The sequence below is a fragment of the Pseudomonas sp. TE9122 genome (assembly GCF_056278925.1).
On sequence record NZ_JBWBQI010000001.1, the window covers coordinates 3,629,013 to 3,654,304 of the forward strand.

Sequence of the window (25,292 nt, forward strand, 5' to 3'; positions counted from 1 at the left end):
CTTAGTTCACTTCCAGCTTTTCACGATTGCGATCCAGAATCGCCTTACCAATCCCCTTCACCTCCAGCAACTCATCCACCGACGCGAACGGCCCATTAGTATCGCGATACGCAACAATCGCCTGCGCCTTCGCCTCCCCCACACCCGCCAACTCCTTCTGCAACGTGGCCGCATCCGCACCGTTGAGATCGACCTTGGCGCTTGCCGAGGGCGCAGCTGCATCCATCAGCAAAGGCGCCTTCGTCGTCTCCGAGGGAGCTACGGGGGCCGCAATCGCAGCGATCGAGGCGCTGGTGAGGAAAGCAAAGATCAGCGAGTAGAAATAACCGGTACGCATAAGTGACGCTCCATCATCGTTTTAGAAAGCAGCTTTTCCGAAGCTGCTTCTCCAAACGTAGGTCATGATGGAGTGAAGTCAAAAATGCGAGCGTTACAGGATGTGAAACAATCAGGGTTCGAGACGGCGTTGCTGGTAGATCCAGTCGACAATCTCGCCGTCCGGGGTGTAGCCGCTCACCGTTTCGCGCAGAACCTGGCGGACGCGGGAGTAGTCATCCACGTCGACAGCCGCGAGCAGCTCACCCAAACGTGACTTCAGAACATCCCATGGCAGATGATCCTCATTGGCGGTCATGATCATCGGATGCGGCGTGGCTGCAACATTGTCGCCGATCAGCAGTTCCTCGTAGAGTTTCTCTCCGGGACGCAACCCTGTGAACTCGATGGAAATATCGCCCTGAGGGTTTCGCTCGGAACGAATACTCAACCCGGACAGATGAATCATTTTCTCGGCCAGTTCCACGATTCTCACCGGTTCGCCCATGTCCAGCACGAACACATCACCGCCCTGCCCCATGGATCCTGCCTGAATCACCAGTTGCGCAGCTTCCGGAATCGTCATGAAGTAGCGAGTGATTTTCGGGTGGGTAACCGTCAGCGGACCGCCGGACTTAATTTGACTGTGAAACAGCGGGATCACCGAGCCGGACGAGCCCAGTACGTTGCCGAAACGGACCATGGTGAAGCGGGTTTTGTTGACCCGGGAAATATTGGCCTTGTCGCCAAACAGGACAGGGGCGATTTCGTGACTCAAGGCTTGAAGGATCAATTCGGCCAAACGCTTGGTGCTGCCCATCACGTTGGTGGGCCGGACAGCCTTGTCGGTCGAAATCAGCACAAAGTTCGAAACACCGGCCTGCAATGCGGCTTGAGCCGTATTAAGTGTTCCCATCACATTGTTCAGCACGCCTTCGGCAATGTTGTGCTCCACCATCGGCACATGCTTGTAAGCCGCAGCGTGGTAGACCGTGTCCACGCTCCAGGTCTTCATGACATCCAGTATTTTTTCCGGGTGGCGAATCGAACCCAGAATGGGCAGCAACTTTGTCGATACCGACTCACGATCCGCACGCTGCTCCAACTCGGAAAGAATGCTGTAAAGGTTAAATTCGCTGTGCTCGAACAGCAAAAGCGATTTTGGCCCCAGTGAAAAGATCTGCCGGCACAACTCGGAACCTATTGATCCCCCCGCCCCAGTCACCATCACCGTTTTGCCCTTAATGCAGCGCTCAAGCAAATCATGCTGCGCCGGGACCGCGTCCCGCCCGAGCAAGTCCGCAATATCGACTTCCTGAATGTCATCGACCTTCACGCGACCGCTGGCCAGGTCGGTAAAATTAGGAACACTGCGCACGTGCAAAGGAAAACCCTCCAGCATATTGAGGATTTCCCTGCGTCGAGCACGGGTCGAAGACGGCAGTGCCAGCAAAATTTCTTGCGCACCGGTGACGTCGATCATTTGTTGAATATGTTTGGGTTTATAGACTTGGAGACCGGAGATTGAGCGGTCCGAGATTCCTGAGTCATCATCGATAAAGGCTACGGGACGCATCGCCCTTCCCATGCGCAACGCAGCGACAAGCTGATTGCCAGCTACGCCCGCCCCGTAGATCGCCACTTTGGTCAGACCATCATCACGATTGGCAAAAGGAACGTGCTGAGCGGCGGTGAACCAGTCCCCCATGAAGTACTGGCGCATGCAGAGACGAAGCCCGCCGATGATCACAAGGCTGAGCCACCAATAATTGAAGATGATCGAGCGCGGCACGATGGCTTCGTGATTACTGTACCAATAGACCACCAAAGCCAGGATCAGCGAGGACAGACTGACTGCTTTAATGATCACCACCAGCGCGTCATTACCGAAATAACGCATCACTGCCCGGTACATGCCGAACCGTATGAATAGAGGAATGGCGACGAGCGGAGCACAGACAAACAACCACAAGTGCACTTTCAACGGATTGACCATCTCGTCGATACCCAGACGGACGATAAACGCCAACCACAAGGCTACCCAGACGAGCAAAACATCTGTAAGCACCTGAATCAATCGCTTCTGGCGGCGCGGTAAACCCAGCAAGAACTCGCGCATTCTGTCCATATTCCCCTGTACCAATCTGGCCTGCTCCCTTTGGTTAATCGGCGGGTACATTGTACGGAGGTAGTGAACTTCGTTACAGAAAAAAGAATGTGATGAGGACGTGGCCCCTAACGAGCCGCCATCACTGAATCTTACGGTGATCTCACCGCCCCCATTCGTTTATCACCCGTCACCTGCACCATGCGATGTCTGTGCTGCGACATCATGATCGAGTGAGTATACTGCGCAGCAAATTTCCTGCACCTCGCCACCGCGAATTCGGGATCAAAAAAGAAAACCCGACCTGGGATGATTTTTCCAATGCCCCGGGCACGAAAAGGCTTTGTTGTTGACGCGACTGCTCGCTGGTGTACGGCCAGTAACAGCGAAAGTGAAGACATTACAATCAGAATGACGAAAAGGAAGTGAAAGCAAGTGACGACAACAGGGCGCGGCATTAACTTGAAAAACATTGTCAAATGGGTCCTTCCCTGCATTTTCATGACGTTGGTCATCGCTTTTATTCTGTTGAAAAGCCCTGCACTGGATCCTGTCGTCAGTATTAGCACCAGCCAATTCCCTGCGACGCAGTCCCAGTTGTTTTACAAACGCATGGATGACTATAAGGAAAGAAATTCCAAAATCAGCAAACTGGATATGGAGAACCATACCTTTAGCTTTGCGTTGCCAAAGTACGATGAGAATCTGCGCTGGGACCCATTGGAAAAATCCGGTTCCTTCTATGTCAAGGCTGTGACAATCAGCGTGCTGGTTTATACCCGCTCTATTGAACTCGACAACCTGACGCCGATGGCACAGATTGAGGCGTCCGCCCGCGAAACGACAATTGTCAAATTCACAACGCCGTCGGGTGCGACTGACCCACAGATAAACATTCACCTTAACTACAAGCTACTCGACAAAGTGCGCTACGTTTTCGCGCTCTTGCTCGGACTGGCCAGCGCATTTGCCATTCTTTCCTGGATCAAATGGCATTCACGGATCCTAGACTTCCTGCAGGGTGATCGCGGTTGTACCGCACAATTGAAATCATTCTTCAGACAAGAAAACTTCAGTCTTAACGAATTCACAAAGTTACTCGGCATCGGGGTTTTTCTTAATATAATCCCGGTCGTCAATTTCTTTTTGTCTGTTGATGATGAACGGGGCGCCTTCCGTACCGACCCATCCATCTGGATCGCCGATGGCCGATGGACAGCCTATCTGGTAGAGAAGTTTATCTTCCCTCAGCCAGTAATGCCTTTCGTTCCTAATCTTTTCTTTTACGCCTGCGTAGCGCTGGCGTACATGTTCCTGATCAGGGCACACCGTCTTACATTCGGCTGGATTGCCGCCCTGGCCTACTGCATTTTCATTGCGCACCCGATTTGGTGGTTCATTGGCGAGTTCTACTCCAACATTCCTTCGATCGGTGTAGGCGTACTGGCACTGTCGATCGGCATCTTTGTATTTTCAAAATGCCGTATCGGCGACGACTTGAAAGGCAAAACTGCCCGCTTGGCGTTGCTTTCCAGCGTATTGCTGTCCGTGGCAATCGGCGCCTACCAATCACTGGTCATGTTCTATATTGTTGCCGGTCTCGGTGTCGTTCTTTTCAACTTCCGAAAAGACAACCCGACAGCCGTACTATCAATTTATCCGACAATCCAGCGTGCAGCCTTGTTGCTCGGCACCCTCGTTGGCGGCGTTGCTTTCTATGTCATCATAAACAAGCTTGCCCAACTGGCTTACCCTTCCGACCGTGGTTACATCGATAATTTTCTACGTATCAACGAACTGATCGGCGGATCCTGTTCTAATTACCAAACTGGTTTTGTTAGAAGCGTGGAAACTTTACTCAGGCTCCCCTCTGAGCTACGGCGTTTCATTCTTCAGTGCGGCCGTCGCATTGGGATTTGCAGCCCTCTTCCTAGTCACACAGAATACTTGGAAAGCTGCTTTGTGGATGACTCTCCTCATCGGAGCATTGTTGATCTCCCCATTCCTGCTGAACTTCGTCGCCGGAGGTATTTATTTGCCTCTGCGCGCCATGCTGGCCATTTCCTTTGTTGCGTGGTTCACCACGATCATCGTTCTGGAAAAACAGGGGCTGTTGCGGATCCTCGGCGCTGTGCTCGCAGTCACACTGCTATTCCAGATGATTTCGGTAAATGGTCAATACTCGGCAAGCACAATGATGGCCACGACCCACGACCGATTCACCGCCGAGGCGCTTTACGATCGAATCAGCAAGGCCAACCCCGAATTTGACAAGAATGAACGCATCATGGTCGATGTTTATGGGCGAATGCCATTCGCGAGCCGCTATCCAGGCCCGGAAACCTCGACCATGAGTTCTTCGTTTTTCGATTGGGACCAAGGCAACGTCTATCGCATGCTGGAATACATGCGCCTGATCGGTTTCTCGAATGTTTATGCCATGGGCAACGCGCTGCGTATTCCGTTGACGCCGCACTTTGACAACATGCCGGTATGGCCGGCAGAAGGCTCCGTGCGATATGAAAAAGGCGTTTATCTTGTCAAGTTGAGCGAAGTTGCCGACCCGACGCACGCACAGTACAAGCGAGTCGAGTCGCAATGATTAACAAGGCAGGCATGCGACCCTTTTTCGCCTACCTTGCGCTTGCCGGGCTGTCTTTGCTGGCAGCACTTGCGTCCCTTTATCTCGCCAAGGCAACCGGTACGTTCGACGCCACCAGACACAACATTTGCTTGAGCATTGATTCGTCATCCAAAGGCGTGACGCAACTGTTCTGGCCCAGCGAATCTGGCGCTTTCAGTGAATCACAATCGGATTCGCACAGAATCGACGCCGGTACTCAGCGTGTTTGCTTCTCGGTCGCGACAGGTCAGCGCTTCCTGCGCTGGGATCCTAACAACGTTGCGTCCGAGATGCGTGTCAGCCAAGGCGAAATAAACTTTTGGGGGCTGCGGCAAGCGCTGCCGCTAAGCGTTCTGGCTCCTGCCAATGCACCAACGTCATTGTCGACCGAAGCGTCTTCGGTCACATTGACGTTTGATAATGACGACCCGCAAATCAAGTTCGAAATCAGCGAGTCGGTCAGGTTCAAGGAAATAGCTTATAGCGCAGCGCTGCTGACTTTCGCTTATTGGCTGATCCTGAGCTGCACGCTGTTCATCCTCGGGAAAATAATTTTCGACGAAAGCATCGCCTATCGCATGTCGGTATTGGCGGCGCTTCTTTTGATAGCCGTATATCAATTAACCGGACTTATTGCTGTGGGCGATGGTGCGGGCTGGGACGGCAACGCCTATTTGAATCTTCTGTTCGACTGGAAAAATTCCGGGCATATTCCTGTCACGGATCCCTACCGTATCAGTCGCCTCACCGGCTTTTTTCCAACAGTAGTAGCAGAGTTCCTGCTAGATCTGACCAGACAACAGCTTTTATATGTACAGATGTCTTTCAATGTGCTCGGTATCAGCGCAGCCGCCGGGCTATTTACTGACTACTTGATGAAGTCCGGCATCCCGACCAGGCGGGCAGTGCACTACACAACTGCCTTACTTTTGACGTGGCCAATCCTGGTCATGTCGACTTACTACCCCCTTTTAAGCGACCATTTGGCAATAGTGCTGTCGTGCTGGAGCTTGTGGTGCTTTTCGCACAAACACTTCAAATGGCTACTGGCAACCTGCCTGATAGCACCATTGATCATGCCAGGCTTGTTTCTCCTGCCGCTGACGCTTCTCACCTTCTCACAGCCAGAAACGCAAGCTTCCTTCATCAACCGTCTGACTTTCGGCATGAAAGTCAGGATGCTGGTTTTTCTAGGTCTGGCTGCCGCCATGGTAGGTTATGCGTGCCTGTGGTTCACACGTATCGAAGACAGCGAACTATTACATGTCGGTTCTACACTTGCCTCGGGCATTCCTGGACTCAGATGGCTTAGCTCCACTTACTTGATTCTGGCCCTGATTGGCGTTGCCTGGCTTTGGAGTCGACTTCTGGGGCGTGATGGTGCGTTGCCAGTATTGTCCATCAAGTGGTTTTTCCTGGCCGCCATTGCGACGGCGTGCGGCCATGCCATTCTCTACTTCGGACTGGACTGGAGCCAGGGATTCCGAGGCCCGGACTTAGTGCAGAACATGTTTTATCAAGGTTTGAATACGCCATTCAAACCCATCCTCTCGCACTTTAGTTATTTTGGCCCATGCTTGCTTATTGCCTTGCAGCTAGTGTGGACCAGCAATCGAAGCGCGCGCACGGTGCGCGCCGTACAAATTGCCATATTGGGATTCTTGCCACTGTTGGTCGTCGGTTCCGAAAGTCGCCAATGGATCGCCATTCTTCCATTTCTGGTAGCGTACGTTGCGCAATCCGGAGTTTCGGATAAAACCACGAAGCTGATTCTTTATTTTTCCCTGCTGATGGCGACCCCCTTATTCTGGCTGGCCAAGTCCATAGCCAGCGCCTTTGCATCGGGCTTACCCATGAGTGATCCATTGTGGCAGCTGTACTTTGGGCGTCAGGGACCATGGATGTCGCATTCGACGTACCTGATCACTGCGATTGCGTGCATGATCTTCATGGCTGCATGGTGGCTGACACGGCCAACCACCCCTAAATCGGCGGATTACGTCGGCTCAGACCTGCCAGATTGAGCCGACATCACTGTCTGAATGTGTAGTAAAATTGCGGCCATTATCATGTGCGCAGTCAAAAATTCTGGATGGATCATGGACGCAAATCATCAAATTCCTTTGTTTTCTGCAGTAGCGGCGAATTCCGGTATTGATTTTTCCGAACCGCTTATGCGCGTCGTTAATCGGCACTGGTACATTTTGGGTGAAGAAGTAAAGGACTTCGAACGAGAGTTCGCCAACTATGTCGGCGCAGAACATTGCATCTCGGTCGCGAACGGCTCGGAAGCACTGGAAATCGCCTTGTTGGGCATGGGTGTGGGCCCGGGTGATCGTGTTGTCACCGTTGCCAACGCCGGGTTTTATAGCAGCACCGCCATCCACGCTGTCGGCGCCGAGCCGGTATATGTCGATGTCGATGAGAGCACCTTGACCATGTGCCCGAAATCACTGGAGAAGGCGCTGGCCCAACCGGCGAAGGTCGTGATTGTCACGCACCTTTACGGACAGTTGGCAGACATCGAAACTCTGGCAGCCATTTCTCGCTCGGCCGGGGCGGTCGTGCTCGAAGATTGCGCCCAGTCCCACGGTGCGCGCTCTGATAATCGGCTTTGTGGATCGTTCGGCGACCTGGCCTGCTTCAGCTTTTACCCCACCAAAAACCTCGGCGCACTGGGCGACGGTGGCGCGATCGTAACTTCATCCTCCGAGATTGCCGCCCGCCTGCTCACGCTTCGCCAATACGGCTGGTCGACCAAATATCACGTTACCGTTCCGCACGGACGTAACAGCAGACTCGATGAAATGCAGGCTGCAATCCTGCGGGTCAAACTGCCTCTACTCGACCAATGGAACGAGCAGCGCCGCTCGATTGCCAGCCGCTACTGTGCAGCCTTCAGCCAACTGCCAGTCAAATTGCCTGCAAGTCTGGGCGACGACTTCGTTGCCCACCTGTTTGTAATGCGTGTCGAAAATCGTGAAGCGTTCACTGCCTACCTAAAAGAGTATGGCGTCAGTACCGACATTCACTATCCAGTTCCAGACCACTGGCAAACAGCGTACACACCGCGCGAAACATTCAATCTTCCGGTGACCGAGTCAGCATGCACCCGACTGGTCTCCTTACCTTGCTTCCCTGGGCTGACCGATCAGCAAGTCGATCGTGTCATTGAAGTGGTTTGCGCCTACTTCAAGCAGGAGATTTAGGGTGCTTTCGCTGGTTATTCCGGTTTACCGTAACGAGGAATCGCTGCCGTCATTGCTCAAAGCCGTCGATGATTTGAACGTCGAGCTTCAAGGCGCGCTTGAGGTGGTTTTCGTGGTCGATGGCAGCCCGGATCGCTGTTACGAGATCCTGCGAGACCGCCTGCCCGAGCAACGTTTTGCCTCCCAGCTGATTCTACTGTCGAAGAACTTCGGTTCTTTCATGGCGATACGTACAGGTTTGCAGCATGGCAAGGGTCGCACGTTTGCCGTAATGGCCGCCGACCTGCAAGAGCCGCCAAGCCTGGTGCTGACCATGAACCGGGTGTTGAATACCGAGCCGGTGGATGTAGTAGTCGGTGTCCGCGAGGGTCGTGACGACCCATTCCTGTCGAAACTGGCATCGAAAACCTTCTGGGGTCTGTACAAACGTTACGTTATCCCGGAAATGCCTGACGGCGGCGTCGACATGTTCGGCTGCAACCTGGAGTTTCGCGACAACCTGCTCAAACTCGAAGAACGCCACAGCTCTTTGATCGCGCAGATTTTCTGGCTGGGTTTCCGCCGACAGGTAGTCAGTTACACTCGAGTTGCCCGGGAACACGGCAAGTCGGCGTGGACATTGCGAAAGAAAGTGAACTATCTGATGGACAGTGTCTTCTCGTTCACGGACTTGCCCATTCGCCTGCTTATTCGTGTAGGTGCAGCCGGCTCAGCACTCTCGGCGTTATACGGCGTCAGTGTAATCCTCGCGAAGATAGGCGGCCTGATCGATGTCCCTGGTTATGCCATGACACTGTTTACCATTACCCTGCTGGGCAGCCTCAATCTGCTGGGGCTCGGCGTGATCGGTTCGTACGCCTGGCGTACATATGAAAATACCAAAGGACGCCCTTTGGCGATCCCTATGAAAGTTTCTGAGTTTGGAGCCAATAAATGATTGATTCGCGCGATTTTTTTGTTCATGACCGTGCGATTTGTGAATCGTCCACTATCGGTAAAGGCTCGCGTATCTGGGCGTTTGCACACGTATTACCGAACGCTCGTATCGGCGCCGAGTGCAACGTGTGCGACAACGTGTTTGTCGAGAACGACGTCATCATTGGTGACCGGGTAACACTCAAATGCGGCGTTCAGGTTTGGGACGGCATCACCATAGAAGACGATGTTTTCGTGGGACCGAACGTCACGTTCACCAATGACAAGTTTCCACGCAGCAAAATCTATCCGGAAGCGTTTTCTCGCACCATCATCCGCAAAGGTGCATCTCTGGGCGCCAATTCGACGATCCTGCCCGGAATTACCATTGGCACCTCGGCAATGGTCGGCGCAGGCGCGGTCGTCACCAAATCCGTTCCACCGAATGCTATCGTGGTCGGTAACCCGGCGAAGATCATCGGCTACGTCGATGCCAAGCCTACCGAAGGCACAGTCGTAGACAACCCGGTAAAAGTCGGCCAATCAGATGTCCATCCTTGTGGCGTTACGCTGCACCGCATGATGGAAGCCGTCGATATGCGCGGCAGCCTGAGCGTTGGCGAATGCGGCAAGGACGTTCCGTTCGAAGTGAAGCGTTACTTCCTGGTAACCAACGTTCCGACTGCTGAAACACGTGGTGAACATGCTCACCGCGAATGCCACCAGTTTCTGGTAGCGGTCAAAGGCACCGTTCACGTAGTTGCCGACAATGGAAAGCACCGCCAGGAGTTTGTTCTGGACCACCACACACTGGGCCTGTTCCTGCCAGCAATGACCTGGGGTATCCAGTACAAGTACTCGGCGGACGCGGTTCTGCTGGTTTTCGCTTCCGAGCATTACGCTGCTGACGACTACATCCGCGATTACGATCAATTCCTGATCGAGAAAAAAGCGCAGATTGGTTAATAGCCGTGAAAATTTCCGAACTGATGGAAATCAGGTTTTTCCGGTTCCTCCTGACAGGCGGGCTGAACACCGGAATTACGTATGCGCTGTATCTTATATTGCTCAGTGTACTTCCCTACACATGGGCTTATTCGATCAGCTATGTTTGCGGGATTGTTTTCGCGTTCGTGATGAGCCGGTTCCTTGTCTTCAAAGAACACCAGGGGATCAAATCGATCCTGCTGTTCCCACTCGTCTACGTCGCGCAATACGTATTGGGGATGTTTGTCGTCTGGTTCTGGGTCAAACAGCTGTCGCTGCCTGAATACCTGGCTCCACTGGCGGCGATCATTCTGTCGCTACCACTTACATACGTATTGACGAAGCTGGTATTCGTCAAACCCGGAGCGATTACTCGCTAAAAAAAGGCAGACGTCCGTCTGCCTTTTTTAATTGCTGAACGCTATCAGCGCAATCAGGCTGATCCCGCCTCGATGTTCATGCCGCAACATCCTTTTCGGATTTTCCCGCGCTGAACCGCAACGCCAGAATGAATAGTGGCACGTAAGCCACCACGGCACCGACAAAGCCATTCAGCTTGAAGTGCGTGACAGCCACTGCAATCGGCAGGAGCCAAAACACATTGATCAAGCCCACGACAAGGGTCACCGGCAGGTGCTTGCCATAACGGCGCGAGGCGAATTGGTAAGCATGACTGCGATGCGCTTCATACACTTTCTCGCCGCGCAGCAATCGACGCAACAAGGTGAAAGTTGCGTCGACGATGAACACCCCGAGCACGATCAACCAACCCCAGAAGTACTCAAATGAGGCATTGGCGGCCTGTATCGACAAAATGCCCAAGACGATACCCAGAAAGCCGCTGCCCGCATCGCCCATGAAAATCTTCGCTGGCGGAAAGTTCCACAACAGGAATCCTCCCGCACAACCAGCCAGTAGCAGGGCCGGCCCCATCAGCCCGACATACCCGTCCAAGGCGTACAGCACGCACGCCCCGACACACGCAGTTACCGCCTCGACCCCGGCAATCCCGTCGATACCGTCCATAAAATTGTAGAGATTGAGCATCCAGACGAGGTAGAGGCTAGCCAATACAAACCCGCCCCAGCCCAGATCGAAGACCTGTCCGAACACACTGACGGGCGGTAGGCCACCCAACCAGGCCAACGCCCAGATCGCCGCGCAAAAGTGCCCAAGTAAACGCCAGCGCGCAGCAATATGGCCATGATCATCCATGAATCCGATGATCGCCACCAGGCTGCCAGCACCGACGATCGCAGCGAAATCTCTGAATGCGATCAAGTCAGCAGCATACAGCGAGCACATGGCGATAAGGAACGTCACGACGATCGCAACCCCCCCTCCCCTTGGCGTGGGGACCGTATGCGAACTACGGGCATTGGGAATATCCATCAGACTTCTGGCAAGGGCATACCGGCGCAAAACAGCAGTCAGAAGGAACGAAATAATTAAAGCGATCAGCACAAACCAGCTGAAATTCATCGCGGCAGTAGCTCCAAATAAAAGCCAGCATTCGTCACTGGCAAACAAAAACCATTGCACCCGCCTGGCCGATCAAGGGGTTCGATAAGCCAGGCGGGCGCACTGCATCAGTTTTTGTTCACATCCACGATCTCATGCAGCGGACGCTTGCTCAGCACGCGTTTGATTTTTTGCCGTAGTGAGTAAGGCACCGCATGGCTGATGCGCTCCATGCGTGGATGACGGTAAAGCGTCCAGATGGCCAATAGCGCGATTTCCTTGGTCGTCAGCGGCGCCTCATACACAGTTGTCGGGGCCGAGAATTTCGGCAGTTCGAAACCGTTTTTTGGTTTGCTGTGCTTATCACTGCCCACGCCGCATAAGGCCGGGTAATCAACGCTATAAAACGCTGGCTGCTGCAGGTGGGTGTCCACGACAGGCGCAGTCAACTGCTCACCGGCAGCGAGCCTTTTCACAAAGTCGCTGATTCGCCGCATCAACTCGGCTGGCTCGAGCCCATAATCATAAACAAGAGTGTTTTCACGTCCGGACAATCGTTCCGGGAATGCCCCAATGTTTGGCGCAATAATTGGCAACCCGGCTTCCAGCGCATAGCTGAGGGTATAGCTGTAGGTTTCCGGGCACAGACTTGGAAACAGGACGACATCAAACTCATTTGCGGCCATTAGGGAAGACAGCTCACTGGCATCGTAACGACCTGTAGTCAGGACACCGCCCAACTCTCTGTAGCCGAAACCGACCAGCCGGAAGTTGATTGGTGCATTGACCGTCGCTGCCGCCTCCGCCACTTGTTCCAGATAATCGGCACCCTTTTCTTTACCAAGAGCACCAATAACACCCACGTTGTAGCGGATCTTTTGCGCGACAGCCGCGACACCCTGCCCAATATTGCGTTTGTGCTCTACGTGACCTGCAACGACAGCGTTACGTAACTCGAAGTTGAGTCGATAATTGGCGAGGGTGTACGCCGAAGGGAAAATTACCGCTTTCGCCCCGTCGATAAAGCCGCGCAATTGCTCACGCCATTGTGCCGGCGATACACCATCCGGCAGAGGGAAGTCAGGATTGACGATGTCGTCGGCATAACTGCCCGGATAAACGCCCTGCGCATCGGTCAGTGTAGGGTTGCCGCATAGCCAGTAATAATCATGAACCGTCAATGCATATTCAGTGCCCAACTCAGCGGGCAATTGAACCAGTTGCGAATTCAGACCGAGCGTGTGATGGAAGTGCACGAAGCCGACACCACAGCCCTTCAAGAACTCGACCAAAAGGTTGTGCTCTTCCGGCAACTGGAAAAGAAGCTCGTCAGCCCCCGGGAAACTCCCCATCCGCAAAGTAACGGCGGACTGGCCACGACGAGGCGCCAGGAACAGGCAGCAAACATCGGACTCAAGAGCGTCTGCCAACTCGTCCAGATGCTGCTGCACACCGCCTCCAGCCTCATGCGAAATGTGCAAGACCTTTGGCCGGTCCAACGATGCGATCAATTGCGCAAGACGTTTTACCCGTAATGCTTTCAGCGGATCAGCTGCGATGAACCTCTGGATATCCAAGTGATAATCCGGATGCAGCTCGGTGATGGCCTTGGTTGCATGCTCGGTCAACGCCTGCTTGGAAGAGGAGAAGCTGACCCCGCCCTCATGAAATGCATACAGGTTAGGGGTCACGATGTTGAGCCAACCGGCTTTTAGCCCGCGCTGGCACAGATCGTTCTCTTCACCATAACCTTTGCCGAACTTGTCCTCGTTCAGCAGCCCCACGACATCCAGACAATCGCGGCGAATGTACATGCAGAAACCTACACCTGTCGGTGCCTGGCTGACCGGCAAACGCGGGCCGGAAAACACAGCATCGATCTGCTCGACGCTTAAACCAAAGGCTGGCTGGTTTTCGTAAAGAAACGCCGGGAAGCTACAAATAGTCGCGTTGTTGGAAAACGGTGTAACGGTACCGATGTTTGGCGCGATGTACGCCTCAGCGGTCAGCCGCTCCAGCCAGTCAACAGGCACGATGACATCACTGTTAAGGAAAACGATATCGTCCTGGCTGGCATGGCGCATGCCGCGATTGACGGTTTTGACAAAGCCAAGATTGACTTCGTTTTCGAGAACGGTCATCACCTGCGGCCATTGCATTTGCAATTCGATCAACATGGCCTGCATGCCTGCATCTGGGCTCGCATCATTGATCGCGACCAGTTTGGAGTCGAAAGCAATAATCCCTGGCATCGCGGCAAGGATGCAGCGACGAGTCATTTCGACATCTTTATAGATTGGCAGAATGACGCTGACCGAGCGAGTGCGCGCGACAGGCGCTTCAATTACGTCGTCAACCGGCTGTGGCAGATTGGCTTCCTGGCCGCGCAGATAGGCCGTCAGCGCCTGCTTGGAAGTCTCCACTTTGCTGCGCAACACGCCTTTCCCCTGCCGCAACGAGCGCACAAGGAAGCGTACAGGTTTCGTGATGAACCAAGAGTTGGAGTTAATGACTTGATTATAGTCAGCTTCACGCTGGTCCAGTTTTGCACTCAGCGTTTCGATTTTCTGCCTGGCGTCAGTGACAGCGCTTGCAAGCGCTTCACGGGTTTGAGCCAATGAAATCTGCGAACTGCTGAAAGCAGAAAACAGATTGTCTTCGACAATCAATCGATCTTCGCCCCACGCCGTAAATTCACTCGGGCTTCGGCCGTTAATCGCATTCTGTATCTGCGCCTCGATGGCCAGAAACTCTTCCACATCTTTTTCGCAAAGTGGGTACCCGGCGGCTTCGCAAGCTCGGAATACAAAGTCTTTGCGTGTAACCGGGCCAGCCTCTGCGCCCTTGCTGATACGTGTAATCGAACCCAGCAACTGCGTTAGCGCTTTGAACAGCAGGTACTCGTAGCGAACATTCGTGTTGAGCGTCCACTCTTTGTCGATCAACTGCGGACGGCCGTCCAGATCAATCACAATATTTTGCGGGACCGCATCGATCAACGCTCCCGACACCTCACCCGGCTGGCTCTCGGCGTTATCACAGAGCACGTTTAGCATGCTCAGGTAATTTTTGAGGAAGGCGCCGATACCTGCGTAAGTCCAGCCCTCGGCGTTGACTATATCGATCAGCTTAGTGCCAAGCACATAACCATTGATGTAAGGCTCGGACGCAGCAAGATTAAAAGTGACGAGCGATTGCCCTTCACCCTCATCGATAGTCTTCCCGAGTTTTTGGTAATGCACATTGATCGCATCTTCGAAATCGCGACGAAATTCCGAACGTTTGCAATACGTCGAGCGTCGATCGCAGCTGTAATGATACGCCAGGGTCTGCGGGTCGACTGCGCTGCGCGAGACCGTCGAAGCACCTACAAGAAAGGAGTTGGCCATATCCATGCCCAAGCCGTTCCTGAAAATCTGCGACCAGGCTAATTCCAGTGAGAAGGTGCACAGATCCGGCAATTGCGGATCTCTCTGTACACTTTGCGATGCGAATGCACTGGCATCGAAATCAGGATCTTTGAACCCCTCTTCGGTGATGATCGAAACGGGCAACTTGTAATCGGGAAACGGCGCAAAGAACTCACTCGAGGTAAACCCGGCTGTCGCCAACAACGACGCGAGAGCTTTTTTCCCGTAGGTCTGCACGGTAGCGCTGTTATAGCGCCCCTCGACACCGTACATCGGCGTCGTCACGTGATCTTCAGGCGCTCCAGCAAAATATTTCAAGCCGAGCTGGTTTTCGATCGCGATGATGAGCAAACCGTCAGGCTTAAGCAGTGAGCGAACTTTCTCAAGCATTCTCGCACCCGGGTTATCACCGGCTACGAACAGGTTGGCATATTCAAAAACGCCGATCAGGGTGATGACATCGAATTGGGTATCAATGCTGAACTTCTCGAACGACTCAGCCAGAACCGAGACGTTTGGCAAGTCTCGGGTGCGTGCACGGGCGATGCTGGCGCGACGCGAGCTACCTTCCAGCGCCAGCACCCTGCCGCCCTGCTCACCTAAATACCGGGTAATTGCACCACAACCGGCGCCGATCTCGAGCACATCGCCACGCAGATCGGCATCGAACACCCGCAACAAGTTCGAACGGGTACTTGAGAGGTAATAAAGCGATGGCCAATCGGTGCACGATCTTCGCAGCTCATCAGAAAAAACACTGACGTCACTGGCCTGATCGATCAAGAATTTTATGCGCAGTTCGGTGCTATCACCATCGCTGTAGTTGATGCTCGAATAATCCGGCCTCGACCAGATGTTGAGCTCGTCATTAAGCTGATAGCCCGCTTGTTTCAATAAAATATTCAATTTGAAACCTTCTTGGCACGAATGCTGGAGTCCAGATTTACAAGCCCAAAAAATTTGTCAGTCGGACGAACCTGGAAGTGGATCGAATCATAACGCCTGTCACGGGGAGTAACCTCTTCGCCATCTTTGGTCGACACTCCGACAGAAATGAAGTAGTCACCTGGGGCCAGATCACAAGATATAAGTACCTCAACTTCGACGATCTCGCCCTTGCGCCCGCACGTTCTAAATTCCAGGCAATCCAGCGTTTCACTATTTACGCCATAGAGGGTAACGCCCTCTTTGGTCTTGATCGTCATCCCGAGAATCGGACACACCAGATCAGTATCAAACCGTACAAATACCGATAGTTTGATCTGCACGCCAGTGTCTAGGGCAATCGGGTACTCAAGCCCTTCTGCGCTCAGGTGGAAGTCGATGATAGTGGCCGATCTGTCACCCCAACGATATTCGTTCGGGTTGTAGTTCGGATGCGTTTCAAATACATCGAGGCCGCCTTCAGGCGTTTGATACGCTGCCAACTGGTCAGACGCTTCTGCACTTTCGACAGAGGCCGATTGCTGAGTCTTGCCGAACAACAAATCAAGGTAACGGTTGACGACCATGCGCGGCTCGCCTTCAGCGAGCTGCACACCGTTGTTCAAAAGAAAGGCGTGGTCACAGTGCGTAACGATTTGTTCGCTGGAGTGCGTTACCAGCAGAATGCTCGTGCCGTTTTCCTTGAGCTTTTTCAACCGATCAAAGCAACGGGCCTGAAATTTTGCGTCCCCCACTGCCAGCGCTTCATCGACAATAAGAATATCGGGCTCGACTTGCGCCTGAACGGAAAACGCCAGTCGCACCAACATACCGCTCGAATATGTCTTGACCGGTTGATTGATGAAATCGCCAATGTCCGCGAATTCGATGATCGCATCATATCGTGCGTCGATTTCTTCTTTGCTCAAACCCAGAATCGAGGCGTTCAGGTAGACGTTCTCGCGTCCAGTAAACTCGGGATTGAATCCGGAGCCCAGTTCGAGCAATGCAGCGATCCGGCCATGGGTTTCAACCGTACCACTGGTTGGATTCAACGTACCGCAAAGAATTTGCAGCAAGGTGGACTTGCCACTGCCGTTGCGGCCAACGATACCGACCGTCTCGCCTTTGCGAATTTCGAAGGAAACGTCGCGTAGCGCCCAGAACTCACGGCAATATTTTTTCTTCCCGCGACTGAGCATCTGAAGCAGTCTGTCGCGCGGTTTGTCGTAAATCTCATAGCACTTACTGAGATTTTGAACCTTGATAGCGACCTCAGATGACATCGGCGAATCCTTTTCGTGTTTTCTGAAACCAGGCGAATCCAAGCCATGCAATCAACGCCGAGCCGGCGAGATAAATGCCCAATACGGTAAAGTCAGGCAGTTTTCCCCAAAACAGAATGTCCCGGGCGTACTCGATTGCAGGCGTCAGCGGATTGAGCATCAGTAGATGTTGATACTTCTCAGGTAGCGCACTGGCAGGGTAAAAAATAGGCGACAGAAACATCAGGACTGTGGTCAGGATGCCGATGAATTGCGCGACATCTCTTAAGTAAACGCCGAGCGACGCCAAGGCCCACGTCAAACCCATGATCATCAGCATCAACGGCAGGATAATCAACGGGAACAACAGGACGGTCAGGTGCGGCGTGCCAAACAGTATCAAATAGGCCAGCAACCACACAGTCAGGCTGATCACCATGTGAAAGAGCGCCGAACCGACTGTGATCCAAGGAAGGATCTCCAATGGAAACACGACTTTCTTCACATAGTTGGCGTTCGAGAGAATCAGCGTCGGGCTTCGATTGAAACACTCCGCAAAGAAGTTGAAGACGATAAGTCCCGCAAACAGAATAAGTGCAAACTCGGTTTTCGAGTCACTTCCGCCGCTCCAGCGTGCCTTGAAAACGACGCTAAAGACAAAGGTGTAGACAACCAACATGAACACGGGGTTAAAAAACGACCAGAGAATTCCCATGAACGATCCACGATAACGCCCAACGACTTCTCGCTGTACAAGCGCCGCGATCAGGCTCCGATTACGCCAGAAACTGTTGACCATTTCCTTTGGCGACGTGGAAAAATTAAGCATTATGCACACACCTGAGATAAATCGAGGGAGACAGACTTCATACAAAAACTCTCTTGTTGAGATACCGGGAGGACGCCACGGAGCAATTTCACGTCCTGCCTTGCACGATGAGGGCATCAAATTCTGTTGAGCACCGCGGCCAGCAGCAGCCCAAGATTACCCAAACACGTCTGCCGATAGACCTTCGCGCGGTAAAGCCAGACGAAACGGCCGAATCCTTTTGAATCACGGGCTTTCTTGAATTGCTCAAAGGTCTGCAGGCTGTCTGCACTCAAGCTTGAGCGAACCGTTTCAAGTGCAGCGATATTTTTGTCATTCCAGTCACGAAAGCGACCCGTAGACATCATCCGCAAGCGCATGATCCGTGCGCGCACTCCTGAGTTGGCGCCAATCAGATTCGCTTCATGCTGCCTGTACAGAATGGAAGGCGAGGCGTCATAGACGACCTCGCCACCCACCCCGGTAATCAGTAGATAGGCCCACCAGTCATGGGAAACGATATCCACTTGGCCGCCAGCATGACAGAGTACGTCCCGAGCCAAATGATTGAATACCATAGTATTCCCCCCGGCCAGACTTTGTACCAGTGCATTGCCAAAACTGGCGGGGCGAGAAAATAGCGGCGAGCGACCGATGACCGTTCCCGAGTCACCAATCAACTCGGTCCGGCCGCAATACAAAGCAGGAAGACCGGACGGCAGCGCCTCCAATACCTTTACGGCAGACTCAAGTTTATTGGCTTGCCAGATATCGTCCTGGTCGGCCCACGCATAAAATTGCGATTGCACGGGCGCATCGCAGGCAACGGACATGAAGTTAGCCGCGAACCCTCGCTTGGGCCCTTGCAGAATGGTCAACCGGCCTTCTCCCCAGATCGCGCTGTACTGGCGCAGAATATCCAGTGTCGCGTCGGTAGAACCGTCATCAGAAACAACGACGGTCCATTCGCGATAACTCTGGCGAGCTATCGAATCCAGTTGTTGTGCGAGAAAGCGTTCACCGTTGTAGGTACACATCAGAATCGTTACGCGGGCCGATTGCGTTTCATGACCTTGAATACTAAAGTCAGAATCGCCGCCAGGCTGCTCGCCTGTCTGATCAAATTGTGGAAGAGGGGCTACCACCGAGCACTCCATTGCATTGAAGAAAAAATAATGACGATGTCGTTTCGCTCAACATCAAGAGGTACAGCCTTGGCAGCATGAAAATTACATGCCCCTCTCATGGACCGCTCCCGACAGCGAAAAATTTGCCATTATAAGTCATACCAATTTGATAGCCCAGTGACATCACCACCTTCAACAGCACAAGGCGGTGGTCATGGTATGAAAAGAGTAATCAGAATGTTGCCTTCAGCCGGAAAAATCCTGCCAAGGCGTACGGATTTGGGCTGCGTAGGGTATCAAGGCGCCCTAATTGGCAAAAGGGTGGCAATCTGCCAATCCATCGAGGGTCAGATCAATTGCTGTGCTTTATCGAGCAAGCCTTAGCGAAAAAGTGACATCCATAAAGAATACTGACACATTTAGCGCTCCCGGAGATGGTTGGCAGTGGCCTGAAGTGCCTGGCTCACGCTGATGGGCGGCGTCCACTCCAGTATTGTGCGCGTCTTTTCCATGTCGACCTGTAACGAGCCGCAGAGTCGCTGAGCTAAGGCTCTCCTACCCAATAAAGCTGCCCCAAGGCGCAGAACAAACGGAGGCACGGGCAACAATCGCGCTCGCACAGTCAGGGCGCTCGACATCCTTTGAAGCAATTGAGTGGTCGAAAGATCTTCGCCATCACTTACCAGAAAAGTTTGATTGGCTGCTTGTGGATGATCGATGCAGGTCACCAAAAGATCCACCAGATTACTGATTGCCACTAAGCTGCGGCGATTGCCCAATGCGCCCAATGGCAGTGGCAATCCTTTTTGCAACCAGCGCATCATATTTAGGAAGTTAGCTTTGACGCCCGGCCCGTAAACCAGGGGCGGTCGAATAATTACCAGCTCCATTGCGGTTTCCAGTGCTATTTGACGCACGACTTCCTCTGCCTCGCACTTGGAAATACCGTAAGGATCAACAGGCGCGGGAATATCGGCTGCGGTAAAGGGTCTCCCGGCGGGTGACTCTTCGCCATTGACCTTGATCGAACTGACAAAGATGAAGCGCTTTACCCCGGACGCTGCCGCATGACGGGCCAGCCGCGCAGTGCCCTGCACATTCATTTGCCGAAACATGGCAAGCGGATCAGCCTCACACTCGTTCATTACATGAACCCTGGCCGCACAATGAATCACCGTCTGGATATTATTCAATGGCGGCAATAAAACGCGCTCATCCAAATCAAAAGGCACGACATCACACAAACCACTCAACCGAGTTTCGCTACGTGCAGCCGCAACTGGTGTGTAGATCTTGTCGAGAAGCAGGCGGAACACCACGGCCTCGCCGACAAACCCCGTCGCCCCGGTCACCAATACCCGAGCACCTTTCATTTGTTTTTCTTCCCGATCACGGCAGTCGCGCAACAAATAAAGAAAAAGAACAGCTTGTCCCTGGTTCGACGACGACATTCACCGGCTTTTAACGACAGCCGCAATAATTGTCGACGCCCCAAAGGTAACCATTGCCGGACGAATGGATCATCGGCGAGACCCACCAACTGCGCAATCATTCGAATCTGAGAAAACCACCAACCGTCATGGATAATTTTATAACGCGCAATCAGTGAATTTATACCTGAATTGGCCCCGACCTGATTACTTTCGTGCTGGCGATAACACATGGATGGCTGCGGATCAATGAACCAGCGTACACCACGACTGCGTGCGAACGCATAGCAATACCAGTCATGCAGACTGACCTGTTGCAAGGCATCCCAATGTTTCAACAATGAGACCTTCAGCAACTGCATCATCCTTTGGCTCATGACATACGTACAGCCCGGTCCGGCAGCCTCAAAGAGAAAGTCCCAGCGGGTTTGCGGCTGGGCCTTGTCCAGTACCTGGTTACGACCATCAGGCCAGAACGCAACTACGTTACTCGAGTAAGCATCCACGCCAAGAGATTTGATCGACCGGATAGCGCGCTCGATCTTGTCCAGATACCAGACGTCATCCTGATCAGCGAACGCGATGAAATCGTAGCCTTCAAGATCAACATCTCGAAGCAAACGGAAGAAGTTGCGGGAGGCCCCACCAAACGCACCGGCGTCGGGCAGGACGATTACGTTCGGATGCTGTGCAGCATAATCGGCGCACCATGCCTCAGTACCGTCAGTGGAGGGATCAATACTTATATAAACGGTTACGTCGACAGCTGTCTGACCGAGGATCGAGGCCAACTGCTCCTCGATCCACTGCATGCCATTGTAGGCGGCCAGCAAAATCGCAACCTTGGGATGTTCTACTGGCATGCCATTCCTGCTTGCAGCGTTAAACATAGCATTGCGAAAGTCAGAACTTTCGATCAGGCAGACGGCGAGTCCAGCAACTTCTGAAGGTATTGACCGTAACCCGTCTTCTTCAGTGCTTGCGCTTGTGCGTTAAGCTGCTCGGCAGAAATCCAGCCATTGTGATAGGCGATCTCTTCCAGACACGCCACTTTCAGACCCTGACGCTGTTCGATCGTGTGAACGAAGTGACTGGCTTCAAGCAGAGAGTCGTGAGTACCGGTATCCAGCCAGGCAAACCCGCGACCGAGCATTTCCACGCTCAGGGTCTGGCGCTCCAGATACGCACGGTTGACGTCGGTGATTTCCAGCTCGCCACGCTCGGAGGGCTTGATGTTCTTGGCGATCTCGACCACATCGTTATCATAGAAATACAGACCGGTGACCGCATAGTTCGATTTTGGCTTCAGCGGCTTCTCTTCGATACTCAAAGCCTTGCCACTTTTATCAAACTCGACGACACCAAAGCGTTCAGGATCGGAGACGTGGTAGCCAAATACGGTAGCTCCCTTTTGTTGGGTACTGGCGGAGCGCAAGTTGTCCGAGAAATGCTGACCGTAGAAGATGTTGTCCCCCAGAATCAGACAGCATGGATCCTGACCGATGAACTCTTCACCAATAATGAACGCCTGGGCCAGGCCGTCCGGACTAGGCTGCTCGGCATAAGTAAGCTTGATCCCGTACACGCTTCCATTACCCAGCAGTTTACGGAAGCACGGCAAATCTTCCGGCGTGGAAATAATTAGGATTTCTCGCATACCCGCCAGCATCAAAACGGACAGCGGATAAAAAATCATCGGCTTGTCGTAAATAGGCAACATTTGCTTGGAAACACCAAGAGTCAGCGGGTGCAGGCGCGTGCCCGAACCACCAGCGAGGATGATGCCTTTACGATTTGTCGTGGTCATTTGTTCAGAACTTCCCTAAGCATTCGGGTTACACCACTTTGCCAATCCGGCAAGTGTAGAGAAAAATTGTCGCGCAGCTTCTGAGTATTCAATCGTGAGTTCAGAGGGCGACGTGCAGGTGTAGGATAGGCTGTGGTTTCAATCGGGTTGACCGCCGTTACAGCTAACTCCTCACCTTGGGCTTTAGCGAAGTCTATGACGTGACTGGCATACCCATGCCAAGACACTTCGCCCGCAGCGGCCAAGTGATAGAGGCCAGCCAACTCTGGACGACTGATAACTCGCTGAATAGCCAACGCCGAAACGTCAGCAATCAGATCAGCACCGGTTGGAGCACCAATCTGATCCGCAATCACATTTAATGTTTCGCGATTCTTGGCCAAGCGCAGCATGGTCTTCGCAAAGTTGTTGCCGCCAGCTCCGTAAACCCAGCTAGTACGAAAGATCAGATACTTACAACCCGCCGCGATAATTGCCTGCTCGCCGGCGAGCTTGCTGGCGCCGTAATGGTTCACTGGCGCAACAGCGTCTGTTTCCTGCCATGGCGTGACGCCTTGGCCACTGAAGACGTAATCCGTTGAGTAGTGAACCAGCCATGCGCCCGACGCTGCGGCTTCTTCCGCCATGACGCCGCTCGCGAGTCCGTTTACGCGATCTGCCAATTCGGTTTCCGACTCAGCTTTATCAACCGCCGTATAAGCAGCAGCATTAACAATAACGTCGGGCTTTATCTGACGAATCGTTGCACGCAAGGATTCAAGATTCGACAGATCACCGCAGAGGCCATCAACAAGGTGACGATCAAGAGCGACCAGTTCACCTAGCGGAGCCAGGGAACGTTGCAGCTCCCAGCCCACCTGACCGTTCTTTCCTAGGAGTAGGATCTTCATGCTTTATTCGAGCGATCCGTATAGTTCTGATCAATCCACTGCTGGTAGCTGCCGCTCTTCACATGCTCAACCCACTCGGTGTTAGTCAGATACCACTCGACAGTCTTGCGAATGCCAGTCTCGAAAGTCTCTTTCGGAGTCCAAGCCAGCTCACGCTGAATCTTGCTCGCATCGATTGCATAACGCACGTCATGTCCAGGACGATCCTGAACATAAGTAATCAGGCTGGCATGCGGACGATGGGCAGAATCAGGACGCAACTCATCGAGCAACGCACACAGGGTATGCACTACCTCAATGTTTTGTTTTTCGTTATGACCGCCGATGTTGTAGGTCTCGCCGATGACGCCTTCAGTGACGACTTTATAAAGCGCGCGCGCGTGATCTTCGACATACAGCCAGTCACGAACCTGGTTGCCTTTGCCGTACACCGGCAGGGGTTTGCCTTCCAGCGCATTGAGAATGATCAGCGGGATCAGCTTCTCAGGAAAATGGCATGGGCCGTAGTTGTTCGAGCAGTTGGTAACCAGTGTCGGCAGGCCGTAAGTGCGGGCCCAGGCACGAACCAGGTGGTCGGAGCTGGCTTTACTAGCCGAATATGGCGAGCTTGGCTGGTAAGGCGTGGTTTCGGTGAAGAGGTCTTCCGGACCTTCGAGATCTCCGTAAACTTCGTCAGTCGAGATGTGGTGGAAGCGGAAATTGGCTTTGCGGGTGTCATCCAGAGCAGCCCAGTAATGGCGCGCAGCTTCTAGGAGTGTGTAAGTGCCAATAATGTTGGTCTGGATGAACTCGGACGGGCCGGAGATCGAGCGGTCAACGTGGGATTCAGCGGCCAGGTGCATGATTGCATCCGGTTGATGTTCACGCAGAACGCGGTCGATCTGATCACGATCGCAGATATCGACGCGTTCAAAGGCATAGCGAGAACTCTGACTGACTTCCGCCAGCGACTCCAGATTGCCGGCGTAAGTCAACTTATCGACGTTGACGACCGCATCGGCAGTGCTAGAGATGATGTGACGGATGACTGCCGAGCCAATGAAGCCGGCGCCGCCGGTAACTAGAATTTTCACGCGAAACGATACCCTTGAGCTGCGGACAGCGCTGCCAGCGAGCGCGGTCTAATCCATGAATGCAGAGGCCACTACCAGTTGGCATCCGTCAGAGTCAGTCTGAATCGACATGCATTAAGGCACGATCGAACAAGGGACGCATTTTACAGCTTAATGATGCTTTTACTAATGGATAAAGACAGGCTGAGGCGCAATTTCGACAGATGCCGTGCGCCTGTCGCTTTTAGACCAGACGTTTACGAGCCGCTCTCGATGTACGCCCTAGAAACCAGCCCAATACAGGACCGATGAGCATACCGATCAGCAACGCTAGCACTGCAACAACCGACACCGGCAACTGCGGGCCGGAAAAACCCAGAAACAAAAGCGAAACAGATTGCTGATTCTCCAGCACAAACGCTAGAACAACCAGAACCATCAGCAGAAGAAAAACGCCAAGCAGTATGCGTTTCAGATTACGCATTCACGCGCCCTCGAATTTGAATAGCGAAGATCAAGCGCCCTCCTCCTCTTCCTCGTTCACGCGATCACGCAATTCCTTGCCCGGCTTGAAATGCGGCACGAATTTACCGTCCAGACTTACCGACTGGCCGGTTTTCGGGTTGCGGCCGACGCGCGGTGCGCGATAGTGCAGGGAGAAGCTGCCAAATCCACGGATCTCGATACGATCACCGGTGGCGAGGCACTGAGACATTTGTTCAAGCATGGTCTTGATGGCCAGCTCCACATCCTTGGATGAGAGTAGCCCTTGATGGGTGACAATTCGTTCGATCAACTCCGACTTCGTCATATTTTTCCCTTCTTTTTCAAGCAGCTAGATCAGCGCTTGAAAGGTTTTAGCATGCCCGGAAGAATTTGAACAGCCCAGGGATTGACATATCTTTCCCGGGGTCAAAACGCCCATTTTCAGGGCACTCCAGTGGCGAGTCGGATCGCTGCTC

General features: G+C 53.2%; 22 protein-coding genes. 7 read left to right on the top strand and 15 right to left on the bottom strand.

Going from position 1 to position 25,292, the window contains the following annotated elements:
• Nucleotide 1 precedes the first annotated feature (1 nt).
• The 3 genes from ACZ9BE_RS16290 to ACZ9BE_RS16300 all read right to left on the bottom strand — a co-directional run bounded on the left by ACZ9BE_RS16290 (nucleotide 2) and on the right by ACZ9BE_RS16300 (nucleotide 2,937).
• Entirely contained in the window at nucleotides 2-337 is a 336-nt protein-coding gene (locus ACZ9BE_RS16290; RefSeq protein ID WP_460161146.1) for a ComEA family DNA-binding protein, read from the bottom strand.
• A gap of 111 nt (nucleotides 338-448) precedes the next feature.
• The gene (locus ACZ9BE_RS16295; protein ID WP_095182225.1) at nucleotides 449-2,443 is read right to left on the bottom strand and encodes a polysaccharide biosynthesis protein; all 1,995 of its coding nucleotides are present in this window, start codon (nucleotides 2,441-2,443) and stop codon (nucleotides 449-451) included.
• A gap of 131 nt (nucleotides 2,444-2,574) precedes the next feature.
• Nucleotides 2,575-2,937, bottom strand: coding sequence for a hypothetical protein (locus ACZ9BE_RS16300; protein WP_143498031.1), 363 nt, complete (start codon nucleotides 2,935-2,937; stop codon nucleotides 2,575-2,577).
• Here ACZ9BE_RS16300 and ACZ9BE_RS16305 point away from each other — a divergent pair.
• From ACZ9BE_RS16305 to ACZ9BE_RS16335, 7 genes are all read left to right on the top strand, one after another.
• A complete protein-coding gene (locus tag ACZ9BE_RS16305; RefSeq protein ID WP_476249697.1) occupies nucleotides 2,924-4,693 on the top strand; it encodes a glucosyltransferase domain-containing protein in 1,770 nt (589 codons plus the stop codon). The genes ACZ9BE_RS16300 and ACZ9BE_RS16305 overlap by 14 nt on opposite strands.
• Complete coding sequence (locus ACZ9BE_RS16310; protein WP_476249698.1) at nucleotides 4,620-5,024, top strand: hypothetical protein; 405 nt, start codon at nucleotides 4,620-4,622, stop codon at nucleotides 5,022-5,024. The genes ACZ9BE_RS16305 and ACZ9BE_RS16310 overlap by 74 nt, the downstream gene beginning before the upstream one ends.
• A complete protein-coding gene (locus ACZ9BE_RS16315; RefSeq protein WP_095182227.1) occupies nucleotides 5,021-7,069 on the top strand; it encodes a hypothetical protein in 2,049 nt (682 codons plus the stop codon). Before ACZ9BE_RS16310 ends, ACZ9BE_RS16315 begins: the two co-directional genes overlap by 4 nt.
• Nucleotides 7,070-7,144: 75 nt before the next feature.
• Complete coding sequence (locus ACZ9BE_RS16320; protein ID WP_095182228.1) at nucleotides 7,145-8,254, top strand: DegT/DnrJ/EryC1/StrS family aminotransferase; 1,110 nt, start codon at nucleotides 7,145-7,147, stop codon at nucleotides 8,252-8,254.
• Between the two features lies 1 nt (nucleotide 8,255).
• Nucleotides 8,256-9,191, top strand: coding sequence for a glycosyltransferase family 2 protein (locus ACZ9BE_RS16325; RefSeq protein WP_095182229.1), 936 nt, complete (start codon nucleotides 8,256-8,258; stop codon nucleotides 9,189-9,191).
• Nucleotides 9,188-10,135: a WxcM-like domain-containing protein gene (locus tag ACZ9BE_RS16330; RefSeq protein WP_085607208.1), complete on the top strand. Its 948-nt coding sequence runs from the start codon at nucleotides 9,188-9,190 to the stop codon at nucleotides 10,133-10,135. The genes ACZ9BE_RS16325 and ACZ9BE_RS16330 overlap by 4 nt, the downstream gene beginning before the upstream one ends.
• Before the next feature lie 5 nt (nucleotides 10,136-10,140).
• Nucleotides 10,141-10,536, top strand: a complete 396-nt coding sequence (locus tag ACZ9BE_RS16335; RefSeq protein WP_252876708.1) for a GtrA family protein — start codon at nucleotides 10,141-10,143, stop codon at nucleotides 10,534-10,536.
• A gap of 76 nt (nucleotides 10,537-10,612) precedes the next feature.
• Here the strand turns inward: ACZ9BE_RS16335 and ACZ9BE_RS16340 are convergent, their stop codons facing one another.
• The 12 genes from ACZ9BE_RS16340 to ihfB form a co-directional block, all read right to left on the bottom strand.
• Nucleotides 10,613-11,638 carry an MraY family glycosyltransferase gene (locus tag ACZ9BE_RS16340; protein WP_252886619.1) on the bottom strand — a complete coding sequence of 342 codons (1,026 nt, stop codon included), beginning with the start codon at nucleotides 11,636-11,638 and terminating at the stop codon, nucleotides 10,613-10,615.
• Nucleotides 11,639-11,745: 107 nt separating this feature from the next.
• Nucleotides 11,746-15,933 (bottom strand): methyltransferase, encoded by a 4,188-nt coding sequence (locus ACZ9BE_RS16345; protein WP_423521667.1) that lies wholly within the window; start codon nucleotides 15,931-15,933, stop codon nucleotides 11,746-11,748.
• Nucleotides 15,930-17,237 (bottom strand): ABC transporter ATP-binding protein, encoded by a 1,308-nt coding sequence (locus ACZ9BE_RS16350; RefSeq protein WP_095182232.1) that lies wholly within the window; start codon nucleotides 17,235-17,237, stop codon nucleotides 15,930-15,932. The genes ACZ9BE_RS16345 and ACZ9BE_RS16350 overlap by 4 nt, the downstream gene beginning before the upstream one ends.
• A complete protein-coding gene (locus tag ACZ9BE_RS16355) occupies nucleotides 17,227-18,045 on the bottom strand; it encodes an ABC transporter permease (protein ID WP_095182233.1) in 819 nt (272 codons plus the stop codon). The genes ACZ9BE_RS16350 and ACZ9BE_RS16355 overlap by 11 nt, the downstream gene beginning before the upstream one ends.
• Nucleotides 18,046-18,161: 116 nt before the next feature.
• Nucleotides 18,162-19,169 carry a glycosyltransferase family 2 protein gene (locus ACZ9BE_RS16360; RefSeq protein WP_256584405.1) on the bottom strand — a complete coding sequence of 336 codons (1,008 nt, stop codon included), beginning with the start codon at nucleotides 19,167-19,169 and terminating at the stop codon, nucleotides 18,162-18,164.
• 401 nt (nucleotides 19,170-19,570) lie between these two features.
• Nucleotides 19,571-20,524, bottom strand: a complete 954-nt coding sequence (locus ACZ9BE_RS16365) for a UDP-glucose 4-epimerase family protein (protein WP_095182234.1) — start codon at nucleotides 20,522-20,524, stop codon at nucleotides 19,571-19,573.
• The gene (locus tag ACZ9BE_RS16370) at nucleotides 20,521-21,444 is read right to left on the bottom strand and encodes a glycosyltransferase (RefSeq protein WP_095182235.1); all 924 of its coding nucleotides are present in this window, start codon (nucleotides 21,442-21,444) and stop codon (nucleotides 20,521-20,523) included. Before ACZ9BE_RS16370 ends, ACZ9BE_RS16365 begins: the two co-directional genes overlap by 4 nt.
• A 53-nt stretch (nucleotides 21,445-21,497) precedes the next feature.
• A complete protein-coding gene (rfbA, locus tag ACZ9BE_RS16375) occupies nucleotides 21,498-22,388 on the bottom strand; it encodes a glucose-1-phosphate thymidylyltransferase RfbA (protein WP_095182236.1) in 891 nt (296 codons plus the stop codon).
• Nucleotides 22,385-23,278: a dTDP-4-dehydrorhamnose reductase gene (gene rfbD / locus ACZ9BE_RS16380; RefSeq protein ID WP_095182237.1), complete on the bottom strand. Its 894-nt coding sequence runs from the start codon at nucleotides 23,276-23,278 to the stop codon at nucleotides 22,385-22,387. Before rfbD ends, rfbA begins: the two co-directional genes overlap by 4 nt.
• Complete coding sequence (gene rfbB, locus ACZ9BE_RS16385) at nucleotides 23,275-24,351, bottom strand: dTDP-glucose 4,6-dehydratase (protein ID WP_095182238.1); 1,077 nt, start codon at nucleotides 24,349-24,351, stop codon at nucleotides 23,275-23,277. Before rfbB ends, rfbD begins: the two co-directional genes overlap by 4 nt.
• A gap of 223 nt (nucleotides 24,352-24,574) precedes the next feature.
• Nucleotides 24,575-24,814 carry a LapA family protein gene (locus ACZ9BE_RS16390; protein WP_095182239.1) on the bottom strand — a complete coding sequence of 80 codons (240 nt, stop codon included), beginning with the start codon at nucleotides 24,812-24,814 and terminating at the stop codon, nucleotides 24,575-24,577.
• A gap of 30 nt (nucleotides 24,815-24,844) precedes the next feature.
• Nucleotides 24,845-25,141 (bottom strand): integration host factor subunit beta, encoded by a 297-nt coding sequence (ihfB, locus tag ACZ9BE_RS16395; RefSeq protein WP_007950920.1) that lies wholly within the window; start codon nucleotides 25,139-25,141, stop codon nucleotides 24,845-24,847.
• Between the last annotated feature and the right edge of the window lie 151 nt (nucleotides 25,142-25,292).

Coding starts and splice junctions, on each gene's coding strand:
- ACZ9BE_RS16290 (WP_460161146.1), bottom strand. CDS start 337: ATGCGTACCGGTTATTTCTACTCGCTGATCTTTGCTTTCCTCACCAGC.
- ACZ9BE_RS16295 (WP_095182225.1), bottom strand. CDS start 2,443: ATGGACAGAATGCGCGAGTTCTTGCTGGGTTTACCGCGCCGCCAGAAG.
- ACZ9BE_RS16305 (WP_476249697.1), top strand. CDS start 2,924: ATGACGTTGGTCATCGCTTTTATTCTGTTGAAAAGCCCTGCACTGGAT.
- ACZ9BE_RS16300 (WP_143498031.1), bottom strand. CDS start 2,937: ATGACCAACGTCATGAAAATGCAGGGAAGGACCCATTTGACAATGTTT.
- ACZ9BE_RS16310 (WP_476249698.1), top strand. CDS start 4,620: ATGGCCACGACCCACGACCGATTCACCGCCGAGGCGCTTTACGATCGA.
- ACZ9BE_RS16315 (WP_095182227.1), top strand. CDS start 5,021: ATGATTAACAAGGCAGGCATGCGACCCTTTTTCGCCTACCTTGCGCTT.
- ACZ9BE_RS16320 (WP_095182228.1), top strand. CDS start 7,145: ATGGACGCAAATCATCAAATTCCTTTGTTTTCTGCAGTAGCGGCGAAT.
- ACZ9BE_RS16330 (WP_085607208.1), top strand. CDS start 9,188: ATGATTGATTCGCGCGATTTTTTTGTTCATGACCGTGCGATTTGTGAA.
- ACZ9BE_RS16340 (WP_252886619.1), bottom strand. CDS start 11,638: ATGAATTTCAGCTGGTTTGTGCTGATCGCTTTAATTATTTCGTTCCTT.
- ACZ9BE_RS16350 (WP_095182232.1), bottom strand. CDS start 17,237: ATGTCATCTGAGGTCGCTATCAAGGTTCAAAATCTCAGTAAGTGCTAT.
- ACZ9BE_RS16355 (WP_095182233.1), bottom strand. CDS start 18,045: ATGCTTAATTTTTCCACGTCGCCAAAGGAAATGGTCAACAGTTTCTGG.
- ACZ9BE_RS16365 (WP_095182234.1), bottom strand. CDS start 20,524: ATGAAAGGTGCTCGGGTATTGGTGACCGGGGCGACGGGGTTTGTCGGC.
- ACZ9BE_RS16370 (WP_095182235.1), bottom strand. CDS start 21,444: ATGCCAGTAGAACATCCCAAGGTTGCGATTTTGCTGGCCGCCTACAAT.
- rfbA (WP_095182236.1), bottom strand. CDS start 22,388: ATGACCACGACAAATCGTAAAGGCATCATCCTCGCTGGTGGTTCGGGC.
- rfbD (WP_095182237.1), bottom strand. CDS start 23,278: ATGAAGATCCTACTCCTAGGAAAGAACGGTCAGGTGGGCTGGGAGCTG.
- ACZ9BE_RS16390 (WP_095182239.1), bottom strand. CDS start 24,814: ATGCGTAATCTGAAACGCATACTGCTTGGCGTTTTTCTTCTGCTGATG.
- ihfB (WP_007950920.1), bottom strand. CDS start 25,141: ATGACGAAGTCGGAGTTGATCGAACGAATTGTCACCCATCAAGGGCTA.